Below are 14,210 nucleotides of genomic sequence, written 5' to 3' on the forward strand. Positions count from 1 at the left end.
AGACTAGATCAAGCCTGCCGCTTAGCCTATTTGCAGCCTAACGGAAAGCGTGCAATTGCCCTTTCGCGGATACGACGTACAGAACGCCCCCAGCAACGACCGGTGCAGTGGTCGCGCCACCGGGAATATCGGCCTGTGCGACCAGTGCCCCGTTGGTCGGATCAAAGCTGCGCAGCTTGCCATCGCTTGACGCCACGATCACGCGGCCACCGGCGATGATGGGACCGTAATTGCCGAAAACCTCGGACTGGCGCTTGGGCTTGTCCTTGACGAAATTCGGCAGCGGCGTGCCCCAGATGCGCGTGCCCGTGCTGGCATCCAGACGCACCAGTTCATTCAGGTCCGTCACCACGAAAACGCTATCGCCTGCGGGCCACACAGGGCCGATCGCCCCTTCGCGTGCGGTCCACTGACGGTCGCCACCACCAAGGCTCAGCGCGGCCAGACGGCCCGACTGGTTGCCGACGTAAACGGTATCACCGGAAATCACCGGTGCGCTGGTCACGTCAGAGACATTGGCCAACGCGCGACCGGGGCGCTTGCCCACGACAGATGTGCTCCAGCGGTCAAGGCCGCCTTGACGGAACAGCCCCTGCACCTCGCCCGAGCCGAAGGCCAGAACCGCAATCTGCGATCCGATGGCCGGGGCCGGTGCACCAAGCACGTTGCTGATGCTGGCGGTCGACCCGGTTTGCCATTGCACGCGGCCATCGGATTTGTTCAGCGCCCAGCCGGTGTCATCACCGGAGGTAAAGTAAACCATATCGCCAAAGACCGTGGGTGCACCCGATCCGGTGCCATCGATGTCTTGCGTCCAGCGCGTGCCGCCGCTGTCCACGTCCAGCGCGGTGACCGATCCAAAGCCGAGCGATATATAAACCGTGTTACCATCCACCGCCAAGCCACCGCCCGTTGCATCGCCCTGGCCGTCGTTTTGCGGCGTCAGATCGCGGGTCCAGAGCGTCGCGCCGGACGCCGAAGTCGCGGTAACTGTCGCACCGGAATCAAGGGTAAAAACGCGCCCGCCTGACACCACAGGCGTCGCGGTGATGCGTTGCTTGCGGCTGTCGCCATTGCCGATGGCGGCCGACCACGCCAACCGCGGCGCCGCACCAAGTGCGGGGTGGCTTGCGCGCGTGCTGGGGGTGCCAGAGCTTTGCGACCAGCTCGCGTTGGCCGTTGCGGCAGGCAAAGAGATCGCACGCGTTGTGTTGGCAGGCACCGGCAGATCCGCGGGTGCGGTGAACCCGTCGTTGCCTTGAAGCACAGACCGCACATCCTGACGCACGCCGGGCAAGATCACCTCTGGTTCGGCGCAGGCCGACAACAGCAGCGATGCCACCACCGCCCCCATCCCAAGAGAGGCACGGCGCGTCGACGTGGGTTTCGTGAAGATGCTGTGGAGAATGGTCATGGCCCTGCTCGCTTTGCTCTTAAAGTCCGTGTCACCTGAATGGATCAGGCAGGATTAGTTACTGTCTGCATCCAGCGCCGGCACGGTATCCGTTTGCGGCGCGGGGGCTGCGGCACCCATTTGCGGTTCCCCCCCCAAGGCGACAATCACCTGAAGGGCGCGTTGTTGCAAGTCCGAGGTCACATCGGCGTCGTTCAGGATACCCTGATAGCGTTCAATGGCCGCCTCGGGCGCGTTTTCTTCGATGTCGATCATCGCGAGCTGCTCTTGCGCGAGCAACCGCAGGCTGCTGCCCGGCTGCGCCAGATTTTCCAACGCCAGACGGCGTTCATTGGCGGGCATATCCGATCCTTGCAGGGTAATCGCCTTGAACTGGGCGATTTCGCGGTAGATCGCGGGCACATCCGCGTCCAGTCCGATGCCGTTCAATGTGGCAACCGCTGCGTCGGTCTCGCCCGCTTCGGCCTGCTCTGCCGCTTGCAGCATCCCCAGCAGAACACCGGCACGCGGGTGCGTCGCTTCGATGTTTTCGAACGCGGCGGCGCGGGCCGCGGTATTTTCGGCAGACAGCGCGGCAAATATCGCATCGCCAAGGGTTTCTGCCTCGGCGCGGGTCTGTGCCTTGTTGTATTCGTTCCACGCCGCCCCGCCGACCAGCAGGACCACGGCAAGGATCGCGATCCAGCCATATCGCTTGAGCATAAAGTAGAACCGGTCGCGGCGGACCTCGTCGTTAACTTCGTCGATGAAACTGTCTGTATCGCTCATGTGGTACCCGTCCCGCCTGATTTAACGCCCCTCTTAACCTGCGGGTGCAGGGCTGCCAAGGGCTTGGCTGCACAGCATTGATACACACCTCTGTCGACAAGGCCGCTTTGCCGAAGTTTTTTGGACCGTGAGCTATGCAGAACAGTTATTTTCACTTAATCCCTTGGCCCTATAGCATACGACATACTGCGGTGCCGCAAAGCCCGCGTTCTACTGAACCGAGGCCCGAATGCGTATCTTCCCCCTTCTTGCGGCACTCGCTGTTTCCGCCGTGATGTATATGGCGATTTTCGAACGCGACGCCCTGATGGGGCTGACGCAAGGGACCACGCTGACGCCCGCAGCTGAAACCGGCGCGCCTGATACCGCCGGCCCGTCGGATGTAGCGGATCCTGACCGCGTCAAAGTCATGGTGCTACGCAGTGCCGCGGCCCCGCTGGCGTCTGCGGTCATTGTGCGCGGCCAGACCACCGCCGCGCGGCAGGTGGCGGTCAAGGCGGAAACCTCTGCGGTTGTGATCTCGACGCCGCTGCGCAAAGGGGCCACGGTACGTGCAGGCGATGTGCTGTGCGAACTGGACCCCGGCCCCCGCGGTGCCCAGCTCAAAGAGGCGCAGGCCCGTCGCGAAGAGGCCCGGTCGCGCGTTCCCGAAGCGCAGGCCAGCGTGGCCGAGGCGCAGGCACGGCTGGAGGAAACCCTGATCAAGCTCAACGCCGCGCAAAAGCTGGGCCAAGGCGGGTTTTCATCGCAGACCACACTTGCCACAGCCGAAGCGACCGCTGCTGCCGCCCGCGCCTCTGTCAGCTCGGCCAAGGCGGGGCTGAACGCCGCCCGTGCGGGCATCGATGCTGCAGATGCCGCCGTTGCCAGCACCCAAGCCGAGATTGACCGCCTGACCCTCACAGCCCCCTTCGAAGGGCTATTGGAAAGCGACACTGCCGAACTCGGGAGCCTGCTGCAAACCGGATCGCTTTGTGCACAGGTGATCCAGCTCGATCCGATCAAACTGGTGGGCTTTGTCCCCGAAACCGAAATCGACCGCGTCATTTTTGGCGCGCAGGCACAGGCACGACTGGCCGCAGGCAACCAGAAAATCGCTGGCACGGTCTCCTTTGTTTCGCGCGCGTCCGATCCCACGACCCGCACCTTTCAGGTGGAAATCGACGTACCCAACCCCGATCTGAGCATCCGCGACGGCCAGACTGCAGAAATCGCCATCGCCGCGGCGGGGGTAGAGGCGCACCTGCTGCCGCAATCGGCGTTGACACTGAACGATGACGGGACCCTTGGCGTGCGGATGATCAATGCCGAAAACATCGTTGAATTTGCCGCCGTCGACCTTTCGCGCGACACGCCGCAGGGCATCTGGGTGACGGGTCTTCCCGCACAGGCCAATGTCATCGTGATGGGGCAGGAATATGTGACCAAGGGCGTTATGGTCACTCCCAGCTTCCGCGACGAGGCCCCGCAATGAGCAGTATCGTCGATTGGGCCGCAGGCCGTGCCCGTATGGTCATGGCCTTTATCCTGCTGAGCCTTGTGGTGGGCGGCTATGCCTATTCGACCCTGCCCGAAGAGGGCGAGCCCGACATCGAGATCCCTGCCCTTTTCGTATCGGTCCAGTTTCCGGGCATCTCTGCGGCGGATAGCGAAACCCTGCTGGTCAAACCGATGGAAACAGAACTGTCCGATCTGGACGGCCTGAAAACCATGACCGGCACAGCGGCAGAGAACTATGCCGGTGTCGCGCTGGAGTTTGAATTCGGCTGGGACAAGTCCAAGATAATGGCCGACGTGCGCGACGCGATGAGCACGGCAGAAGCAAAATTTCCCGAAGGCTACGAGAAATATTCGATCACAGAGATCAACTTCTCCGAATTCCCCATCATCATTGTCAACCTGACCGGCCCCGTGCCCGAACGCACCATGGCCCGCGTCGCGCGCGATCTTCAAGATGCGCTGGAAAGCGTGGATGCCGTGCTTGAGGCGGGGTTGGCGGGCGACCGTGACGAGATGCTCGAGGTGCTGATCGACCCCCTGCGGCTGGAGGCCTATGACGTCACCGCGGGCGAGCTGATCAATGTGGTGCAGAATAATAACCAGCTGATTGCTGCGGGCGAAGTGCGATCGGATCAGGGCAGCTTTTCCGTCAAGATCCCGTCGTCGTTCAACGACCCGCGCGATGTCTATGCCCTGCCGGTTAAAACCAACGGCGACCGTGTGGTGACACTGGGCGATCTTGCGACAATCAACCTGACGTTCGAAGACCGCCAAGGCACGGCACGGTTTAACGGGGAAAAGACGCTGGCGCTGCAGGTGGTCAAACGCAAAGGCTATAATTTGATCGACACCTCCACGCAGGTAAAAGAGATCGTCGCCGCCCAAAGTGCCGCCTGGCCCGAGGGGCTGAAAGCCGCCGTCACGCTTGGCACCTCCAACGACCAAAGCCGGATCGTCAACAGTATGGTGCAGCAGCTTTTGGGGTCGGTCTTTACCGCGATTGCGCTGGTGATGATCGTGGTGCTGGCCGCCCTTGGCATCCGCGCGGCACTGCTGGTGGGCTTTGCGATCCCCACGTCATTCCTGCTGTGCTTTGCCTTTCTGGCGCTCATGGGGATATCCATCTCGAACATCGTGATGTTCGGGCTGATCCTCGCCGTGGGCATGTTGGTGGATGGCGCGATTGTTGTTGTGGAATACGCAGACGCCCGCCAGCAACAGGGCGAAGGCCCGATGGCCGCCTATGTAGAGGCTGCCAAGCGCATGTTCTGGCCGATCATCTCTTCTACGGCGACGACGCTATGTGCCTTTTTGCCCATGCTGTTCTGGCCCGGCGTACCGGGTGAATTTATGGGAATGCTGCCCGTCACGCTGATCTTTGTGCTATCCGCCTCGCTGGTGGTGGCGCTGATCTATCTGCCCGTCATGGGCGGCGTCACCGGACGGCTGGAACGCTGGATGGCGCAGAATATGACCGCTATTTCCAAGCTGCCCTTTTATCTGCATCTGCTGCTGTTCCCCGTCGTGTTTGCCATGATCGCCTTGCCGGTTGCGCTGATGCCGCCGCTGTTTGCCGTGATCTCTGGGCAGTTTGCGGGGATGGACGGGCTGGATATTCCGGGATCGGTCATTCCGGTCTTTGCCGTGGTCTTCGTTTGCATCGCCGTGCTTTGCGCGCTTGTGGCGGTTGCGGTTGCTGGGGTGCTTTTGGGACTGACCAGCTTATTCGCGCTGTTCACCCGCTTGGGGCGCGGCGGGAGGTGGGTCACGTCGCGGCTGTTTCGCAAGCGGCCTGATGTGATCAAGGCAGGCTACCGCCGCTCGGGCTTCGGGCGGGTCATCGCCTTTATCGCAGGCAATCCGGTGATGCCATTGGTGGTTGCGGGGGTCGTTTTTGTTTTCGTTGGCACCACAATGATTTTCTTTGGCAACAACAGCAAAGGCGTCGAATTCTTTGTCGAATCCGAACCCGAGCAGGCGATTGTTTATGTGCTGGCACGGGGCAACCTGTCGCTAGCTGAAAAAGACGCGATCATGCAGCAGGCCGAGGCCATTGTGCTGGCGCATCCCGGTGTGTCCACCGCGTTCGCTTTTGCGGGTGAAGGCGGGTTGGACAGCAACACCGGCGGGGTCCAAGCGCCCAAGGACAGCATCGGTCAGGTGCAGCTGGAAACCATCCCGTGGGAGGACCGCGCCCTGCGACCCGAACTGGATGGTGACATCGTCATAGCAGAGCTGACAGAGGCGCTGAGCGCGATCCCCGGCATCAAGATCGAGATCCTCGCGCAGGCCCTTGGCCCCGCCTCGGGCAAGCCGGTACATCTGCGCCTGAAATCCGACAGTTTCACCGATCTGATCAGCGCCACCGCCGTGGCACGCGACACCTTCGATAAAATGCCCGGGCTGACCCTCATCGAAGACACCCGCCCCCTGCCCGGCATCGATTGGCAGATCGACGTGGATGTCGCCAAGGCAGGGCAATACGGGGCTGATGTGATCACCGTGGGGGCGATGGTGCAGCTGGTCACACGCGGGCTGCTGCTGGACACGATGCGGGTCGACAGTTCGGACGAAGAGATCGAGATCCGCGTGCGTCTACCGCAAAAAGACCGTGTGCTAAGCACGCTAGACACCCTCAAGGTGCGCACGGCGGACGGGCTGGTGCCGCTGTCAAACTTCATCACCCGCACTCCGGTGCCCAAACTGGCAGAGATCAATCGCATCGACCAGAAACGCTATCTCGACCTCAAGGCAGATGTCTTCCCCGGTCTGGTCAAGCTGGTGCGCACAGTCGACGGGCCAGAGGCTGACGCTAGTGCCGCGGAAAATGGGGCAACGACGCTCACGCTTGCCACGATGCGCCCTGCGGGGGGGGCGGGCGATATCACGGGGCCGGACGGCGCGGCCTTCAAGATCAGCCACCGGACCAATGCCGCCCAAGGCGTCGATCTACAGCAGCAGCTCGACAAGGGCACCCTGCGCATGATCCCGATCAACGCAAACGAGCGGATTGCGGAGCTGACAAAATGGCTCGAGACGCAGCCTCTGCCCGATGGCGTCAGCTATGAATGGACCGGCGATCAAGAGGATCAGGCCGAAAGTCAGGCGTTTCTGTCGTCGGCCTTTACGGCGGCACTGGGGTTGATGTTCATCATTCTGCTGGCGCAGTTCAACAGCATCTACAACTCGGTACTGGTGCTGCTGGCGGTGGTGCTGTCGACCACCGGCGTGCTCATTGGCATGCTGGTCATGGATCAGACGTTCTCGATCATCATGACGGGTACGGGCATTGTGGCGTTGGCGGGGATCGTGGTGAACAACAATATCATCCTGATCGACACCTATCAGGAATTCAGCCAGTACATGCCCCGCATCGAAGCGATCATCCGCACGGCCCAAGCCCGCATCCGCCCTGTTTTGCTGACCACCATCACCACAATGGCAGGGCTTGCGCCGATGATGTTTGGGCTCAGCCTCGATTTTGCCAATGGCGGCTACACCATCGACAGCCCCACGGCGCTGTGGTGGAAACAGCTGGCGACGGCGGTGGTGTTCGGCTTGGGCATCGCGACGGTGCTGACCCTGCTGGTCACGCCGTCGATGCTGGCGATCCGCGTGTGGGCCACGACCTATGCCCGCTGGATTGCGCGGCTGCTGGCCAAGATGTCGCTGGGGCGGGCGAGCCAATCGGCGCAGGACTGGGCACTGGCACGCGATGCGCGTCGGCTTCAGACGACCGTGATCCAGTGGGAAGAGATGGGGCAGCCGGCACATACCCCACCGGCCACATAAGCCTCAGGCAGCGGCGCGCATCTGCTGAGCCGCTACGGCGTCTTGCTGCTGGCGCAGCTTGGGCATGGTAAAGATCACCAGCCCCAACCCCGCCACGCCGCACAGCGCAATACTTACCACCATTGGCACGGCTGTCCCGTCAAAGAACGGTGCCGTGGCCGCGATACAGAAGGCGCCGGTCAGCATGGTCAGGCTCCCGCTCAGCGAGGACGCCATGCCCGCGCGTCGCCCGTGTGCATCCAGTGCCGCGACCATCGCAGATGGCACCACGACCCCCAGAAACGAATAGGCCAGAAACAGACCTACAAGCAGCACAGGCAGCGATCCAAACCCTGCCAGCACGACGCCCGTCAGCACCGCCGAACACACCGCAAATCCGGTAACCCCGCGCCCGATCAGCGTGGCAAGCCCCCACATTTCGGCCAGACGACCGGCGGCTTGCGTGGCGATAAAGAACCCCACCGCGTTAAACGCAAAGGCCAGCGAGAACTCGGTCGGGGTCAGCCCGTATTGGCCGGTATAGACAAATGACGCGCTCGAGATGAACAAAAAGAAACTGGCCATGCCAAAGCCCGCAATAAAGGTCAGACCGACGAACACGGGATCGCGGAACAGAATGCCGCAACTGCGCGACAGCTCTCCCAGATTGACCTTGCGACGTTTCTCAGCGGTCAGCGTTTCAGGCAGTGCGATCTGTGCCATTAACAGCGTCGCCGCTGCAAGGATCGCCAGCGCTAGAAAAATCTCGCGCCAGCTGCCAAAGGCGACAACCGCGCTGCCCGCCAAGGGGGCCAGCATCGGCGAGACAGAAATCACCAGCATGATCGACGACATCAACCGCGTCGCCTGCGCGCCCGTGTACATATCGCGCACGATAGCGCGGGGGATCACCATCACCGTCGCCCCGCCAATGCCCTGCACCAGACGCCCCAGCACGAGAGTTTCGATGTTCGGGGCCACCGCACAGATCACGGCACCGACGCAAAAGATGCTCATCCCGATGGCAAGGGTCTTTTTGCGTCCGATCTGGTCCGACAGCGGCCCGTACACCAGCTGCGACACCCCATAGGCCAGAAAATAGGCAACCAGCGTGATCTGCGCCGCCGAAACAGAGACATCCAGCGCCTCTTCGATCGCGGGCAGCGCGGGCAGATACATGTCGATGGCAAAGGGACCTGTCACACAGATAGAGCCAAGAATAAGGGCGGTACGGAACATTCCGGCGGGCATGGGCGGTCCTTTGAAGTTGAAAGAGTGCCGTTCGCTTGCGCTCGGCCAGCGCTGAGCTAGCACATACGCCTCCATGAGCAAGAATACACCCCGTCGTTTGTGCACATATAGCGGCAGAATACTGCGGGCTGATTAAATTTCGGTCGCTCGGACGCCAGACCGCACTAGGTATGGGGGTACCCGTGACCAATAGGTCAATTAAATCAAAGGAGACACCCCGATGATCCGCAAGACACTTGCCGCGACAACGCTTGCTTTGACGACGCTCACAGCCCTACCCGCTGCTGCCGAAATCGTGACCAAGACAAGCCCCCACTCTGTACCAGAAACGATCGATCGCCTTGAAAGCGCGGTGACCGAAGCAGGGGCCACGGTCTTTGCCCGCGTCGACCACGCAGAAGGTGCCGCCAACGTAGAGATGGAGCTTCGCCCCACCATGCTGCTGATCTTTGGCAACCCGCAACTGGGTACGCCTGCGATGTTGGACGGTCAAACCGCTGGGCTGGACCTGCCCCTGCGGGTGCTGGCTTATGCGGATGACAGCGGCATGGTGCATGTCAGCTATCACGATCCCGCCACGCTGGCGGCAGACCACGGCTTGCCCGCGGACGCGGAATATCTGACCAAAATGACCGGCGCGTTGAACAAACTGACCGACAAAGCGATCGCAGAGGAATAACCCCTGCCCTAAACGATGCGCGTGACGCCAGCTATTCGCTTTCGGATTGCTGGCGTTGCCACAGCTGCGCATAGCGCCCGTTTCGTGCCAAAAGATCGTCATGGGTGCCCTGTTCAACCACCTCGCCCTGTTCGAGCACGACAATCCGGTCGGCCTCGGCCACAGTGGACAAACGGTGTGCGATGGTCAGCACCGTGCGGCCCCTGCCCGCCTGACGCAGCGCATCCTGAATTTCGTGCTCTGTTTCGCTGTCCAGCGCACTTGTCGCCTCGTCCAGCAGCAGGATCGGCGGGTCTTTCAGCAAGGTCCGCGCGATGCCCACGCGCTGCTTTTCCCCGCCCGACAGTTTCAGCCCGCGTTCGCCCACGGCGGTGTCATATCCAAGCGGTAAGCGCTGGATAAAGTCGTGGATCTGCGCGGATCGCGCCGCGGCCTCGATGTCTTCTTGTGTGGCATTATCGCGGCCATAGGCGATGTTATATCCGATCGTGTCGTTAAACAGCACGGTATCCTGCGGCACGACGCCAATCGCGCGGTGCAGGCTGTCTTGGGTCACGTCGCGCACGTCCTGCCCATCCACGCGCAAAGCACCGCCTTGCACATCATAGAACCGGAACAACAACCGCCCGATGGTAGATTTACCCGATCCGGTAGAGCCGACAATCGCCACCATTTCGCCCGGGGCTGCCTCGATCGACACGCCCTTGAGGATTTCCCGGTCGTCATCATAGCCAAAGCGCACATTATCAAGCGTGACCCGCCCGCCCGTAACCTGCAGCGCAGGGGCGTCGGGTTTATCAGAGATTTCAGCCGGTTGGTCGAGCAATGTAAACATCTGCCCCATATCCACAAGTGCCTGCCGGATTTCGCGGTAGACAGTGCCGAGGAAGTTCAGCGGCACAGTGAGCTGCACCATATAGGCGTTAACCATGACAAAATCACCGACAGTCAGATCACCGTTCTGCACACCAATCGCGGCAAGGATCATCACGCCGACCAACCCGCAGGTGATCAACAACGACTGGCCAAAGTTCAGAAATGCGAGCGAGTAATTCGTCTTGATCGCCGCCTCTTCGTAGCCCGCCATCGCCGCATCATACCGCTGTGCTTCGCGTTGTTCAGCGACGAAATACTTGACGGTTTCATAGTTCAGCAGACTGTCGATGGCCTTTTGGTTCGCGTCTGTGTCGCGGTCGTTCATTTGGCGACGTAGCTTCACGCGCCATTCGGTCACCGCAAAGGTGAACCAGACATAAAGCCCGATAGTGACCGTCACAATCAGCAGATACCACGCATCAAACAACACCGTCAGGATGATGCCCACCAGCAGTAGCTCAAGGATCAACGGCCCGATCGAGAACAGCAAGAAGCGCAGCAGAAATTCCACGCCTTTTACACCACGTTCGATGATCCGGCTCAGCCCGCCGGTCTTGCGCGTGATATGATAGCGCATCGACAGCTTGTGAATATGTTCAAATGTTTCAAGCGCAAGCATCCGCAGGGCACGCTGCCCCACACGGGCAAACACCGCGTCGCGCAGCTGTTGAAAGCCCACGTTCATCGCGCGGGCCATACCATAGGCAATCGTCAGCCCTACCGCGCCAAGCGCCAGAAACGGCACGCCCTCGTTCGCAAGTGCGTCAACAGCGTCTTTGTAAATCACCGGAATGACGACCGAAATCAGCTTGGACACCACAAGGAAGATCAGCGCCCACACGACCCGCTTTTTGACCCACGGCATATCGTCGGGCCAGAGATAAGGGGCCACTTTGCGCAAGACAAGCAGGTTCGATTGCCGCTCTGCAGCTTGGGCAATTTCCTCTTCGGTCATGGGATATTGGGTGGCGGGTTTGGGCTGGCTTGCGGTGCGCGGGCTATCGGCTGACATGAACGATCCTGTGTAGTTGCCCCTTACATAGGGCCCACTTTTAAATCATGCCAGTGCGGCTGCCCAATCCGTATGCATAGCCGTTAGTCAATCCGGCAGATCAAAGACCTGACCTGGGTAAATCAAATCGGGATCGCGGATGGAATTGCGGTTCGCCGCAAAGACACGCACATAGAGCGTCGGATCCCCATAGCGTTCCCGCGCAATCGCCCAAAGCGTCGCCCCTTCCTGCACAGTGACCGCCTTGATCGGGCCGTCGATGCCTGCCGTGGCGCGTGCCAGCACTTCGGGGGATTCACGTTTGAACGGGGTTTCAACGCGACTGATCACGTCCCCGCCTTGATCCAGTTCATCCACGCGCAGGGTATAGATGCCGGTTTTGATATCGGCGATATCGCCGCGCCAGCGCCCTTCGGGATCGACCTCAAGCGCGCCTACATTGCGATTGTCGAGATAGACCCGCACCGAGGATGCCATGGCCTGAGCACGCCCCGCCAACCGGACCTGCCCCGCTTCGGAATAGGTGATCGTATCCAGCGCAATGCGGTCGGTGACCTCGGGTGCTGAAGCTGACAGCAGCTCTACCCCGTCGGCGTCAGATTTGAGCAGCGCAACCGTCGTGTCGGTCGCAGGCGGCGATGGGGCTGTGCGGGCAACAGGTTCGGGCTGCGGCTCAACCGCGGCCATCTCTGTCAATTCTGGCGCTGTGTCGTTTGGCATACCGCCAGGCGCAGGCGCGTCGGGATCAATCGCGGTGCCAACCGACGGCACTGGATCATCGCCTACGGTCGCTTGGGCCACCGCCACTTGCGCCACCGCAGGTGCGGTGATCGGGGCCAGAATGACCTCCTCAATCGAGGCGACGGGGCCGCCATCAGCATCCGCGGTTAGGCTCAGGATTTTGCCGCCGCCGTCGGCAGGCAAAATGGCAAGGGTTGCGAATTTACCAGAACGGTCGGCTTGCGCGCTGGCGACCTCTGCCCCGTTGCTGATGACGCTGACGCGGGCACCGGGGGCAGCACGGCCAGCGATCACGGTCATCCCGTCACTTTCGCGGCGGACTTCGTCGAAACTGGGTGTGGCGGGCGATGCAGCCGGTTCGGGTGTTTGCGGTGTGGGTGCAACATCGGGCGTAGCGACGGTGTCTTGGGGGACGACGCTGGTCTGAGTGGTTGTAGCATGCGTGGTGCCAGTCTGCGTGGTGCCAGTCTGCGTGGTGCCAGTCTGCGTCGTCATGACTGCATCAGGCGCGGTGTTTTGCGTTGCCGCGGGCGGCACAGGATCAGCGTGATGCGACCAGAAATATCCGGCCACTGCAACCGCCACGACCAAAGCCGCGCCTGCAAACTGAGCACCCCGCGTTTGAAACACCGACATTCCGTTCATCCCTTTGAACTTCCCCACATTGAGGACTTGTACCAAGCAGGCTATCACCGGTCAAAATACAGCTGCATGCCAAGTGCATATTCGCAAAAAGGACCCCCGCTTATGATCCAGAAATCCGTGTGTGTTTACTGCGGCTCGCGCCCCGGTGATGACCCTGAATATACCACACAAGCCGACGCTTTGGGACGGGCTTTGGCGCAGAACGACTGGCGTTTGGTCTATGGCGCAGGTGATGTGGGGCTGATGGGGACCGTCGCGCGGGCGGCACAGGCAGCGGGGGGCACGACCTTTGGTGTGATCCCCGACCACCTTGTGAAATGGGAAGTCGGCAAGACCGATCTAACCACCTATGTCGTGACCGAGACGATGCATGAACGCAAAAAAGTGATGTTCATGAACTGTGATGCAGTGGTGGTTCTGCCGGGTGGTGCCGGATCACTGGACGAGCTTTTCGAGGTCCTGACCTGGCGCCAGCTCGGCCTGCACCAGAAGCCGGTAATTCTATTAAATACAAAAGGTTACTGGGACCCGTTGACCGCGCTATTGGATCACGTCGTCACGCGTGGCTTTGCCGAAGAAAGCCTGCTGAGCTATATCGACACCGTGGATGATGTCGATGCCGCGCTCGAGGTTTTGCGCCGCGGGCTGACAGCTTAAGTAGTTGTTAGATACGGCAGAAAAAAGACTGCAAGTAGCCGCGTTGCATCAGGTGCGCGTAAGGAAAGCGCCGAGGAGACATCTCACGGAGCGGCGCAGTTAACGGAGCTTCTGACTGCGCGCTTCGGTCTTTCTCAACTTTAAATGTGAAAGGGCACCCACGAACAGGTGCCCTTTTCTTTTCCGCTAAATATCGCAGATAATCAGCTGCAAATCCGGCGGCAGAACCACACCTATGGTGTGTCTATGCCGCCACAGTGTCACGCTGCTTCCAGTGTCGATTTCACGATATTCTCGATCTCTTCGATGGGGTGATTGGTCAATGTCTTGGGGATTTCGCCTACAACCTTGTTTGCGACCTCTTGGTGCATCTCGCGGCGCAGCTCGCCTAACGTGTTCGGCGGGGCTACAAGGACGATCTTGTCGAACTTGCCCTTATGCGCCTGTTTATACAGGATTTCGGCCAGCTCTGCTGCGAAACGGTCCTTGGATAGCTGGTGCCAGTCGGTGTCATCCACAGCCGAACGGTGCACCGATGGACCATCGTTAAAGCGCCCCCGTCGGTTTGCGGCCTGATCGCGGTTCGGTGGATTCTCTTGCTCTTCTTCGCGAAACACTTGGAAGTAAGGGTCTTCTCCGTCGGTCTCATTCACCATGAACAGGGCTTTCTCACCGTCTGCGATCAATACCCAGGTGCCATTTTCAATCTTGGTCATGCGTTCTCTCCATGGTTGCGGTTGGTGTGGGGGGTGACGCGGGTGATGGTGACCTTGGTAATGTCTGCCGTGATAATTTCGGCACCGTGGCCGCCCTCGTCATCCTATGGGTTCAAAGATAAAACGCTGCGATCGGGCCCTTGGTTCCATAAGAAAAGGCCCCGCAGCGGAATGCTGCGA

The 14,210-nt window shown here is 60.7% G+C and carries 9 protein-coding genes; 4 read left to right on the plus strand and 5 right to left on the minus strand.

From position 1 onward, the window contains the following. Positions 1 to 37: 37 nt before the first annotated feature. Together E5180_RS06840 and E5180_RS06845 are read right to left on the minus strand one after the other, a co-directional pair. On the minus strand, positions 38 to 1,414 hold the full coding sequence (locus tag E5180_RS06840) for a PQQ-like beta-propeller repeat protein (RefSeq protein WP_254700555.1): 1,377 nt from the start codon (positions 1,412 to 1,414) through the stop codon (positions 38 to 40). A 54-nt stretch (positions 1,415 to 1,468) separates the two neighbouring features. After that, positions 1,469 to 2,182, minus strand: coding sequence for a hypothetical protein (locus tag E5180_RS06845; RefSeq protein WP_138923717.1), 714 nt, complete (start codon positions 2,180 to 2,182; stop codon positions 1,469 to 1,471). A gap of 229 nt (positions 2,183 to 2,411) precedes the next feature. Here E5180_RS06845 and E5180_RS06850 point away from each other — a divergent pair, with 229 nt between their 5' ends. Further along, positions 2,412 to 3,656, plus strand: coding sequence for an efflux RND transporter periplasmic adaptor subunit (locus E5180_RS06850; protein ID WP_138923718.1), 1,245 nt, complete (start codon positions 2,412 to 2,414; stop codon positions 3,654 to 3,656). Then, positions 3,653 to 7,474 (plus strand): efflux RND transporter permease subunit, encoded by a 3,822-nt coding sequence (locus E5180_RS06855; protein WP_138923719.1) that lies wholly within the window; start codon positions 3,653 to 3,655, stop codon positions 7,472 to 7,474. Before E5180_RS06850 ends, E5180_RS06855 begins: the two co-directional genes overlap by 4 nt. A 3-nt stretch (positions 7,475 to 7,477) precedes the next feature. Here E5180_RS06855 and E5180_RS06860 read toward each other — a convergent pair whose 3' ends face one another. Then, positions 7,478 to 8,692, minus strand: coding sequence for a multidrug effflux MFS transporter (locus E5180_RS06860; RefSeq protein ID WP_254700556.1), 1,215 nt, complete (start codon positions 8,690 to 8,692; stop codon positions 7,478 to 7,480). Between the two features lie 232 nt (positions 8,693 to 8,924). On the opposite strand from E5180_RS06860, the gene E5180_RS06865 reads away from it, so the two are divergent. Further along, positions 8,925 to 9,383: a DUF302 domain-containing protein gene (locus tag E5180_RS06865; RefSeq protein WP_138923721.1), complete on the plus strand. Its 459-nt coding sequence runs from the start codon at positions 8,925 to 8,927 to the stop codon at positions 9,381 to 9,383. 31 nt (positions 9,384 to 9,414) lie between these two features. On the opposite strand, the gene E5180_RS06870 is transcribed toward E5180_RS06865, so the two are convergent. Beyond that, positions 9,415 to 11,214, minus strand: a complete 1,800-nt coding sequence (locus E5180_RS06870) for an ABCB family ABC transporter ATP-binding protein/permease (protein ID WP_138925145.1) — start codon at positions 11,212 to 11,214, stop codon at positions 9,415 to 9,417. A gap of 1,545 nt (positions 11,215 to 12,759) precedes the next feature. Here E5180_RS06870 and E5180_RS15715 point away from each other — a divergent pair. Next, positions 12,760 to 13,314: a TIGR00730 family Rossman fold protein gene (locus tag E5180_RS15715; RefSeq protein WP_171048917.1), complete on the plus strand. Its 555-nt coding sequence runs from the start codon at positions 12,760 to 12,762 to the stop codon at positions 13,312 to 13,314. A gap of 260 nt (positions 13,315 to 13,574) precedes the next feature. On the opposite strand, the gene E5180_RS06885 is transcribed toward E5180_RS15715, so the two are convergent. Continuing rightward, positions 13,575 to 14,030, minus strand: a complete 456-nt coding sequence (locus E5180_RS06885) for a host attachment family protein (protein ID WP_138923724.1) — start codon at positions 14,028 to 14,030, stop codon at positions 13,575 to 13,577. Positions 14,031 to 14,210: the final 180 nt, after the last annotated feature.

Source organism: Sulfitobacter sp. BSw21498, assembly GCF_006064855.1.
Classification (GTDB): domain Bacteria; phylum Pseudomonadota; class Alphaproteobacteria; order Rhodobacterales; family Rhodobacteraceae; genus Sulfitobacter.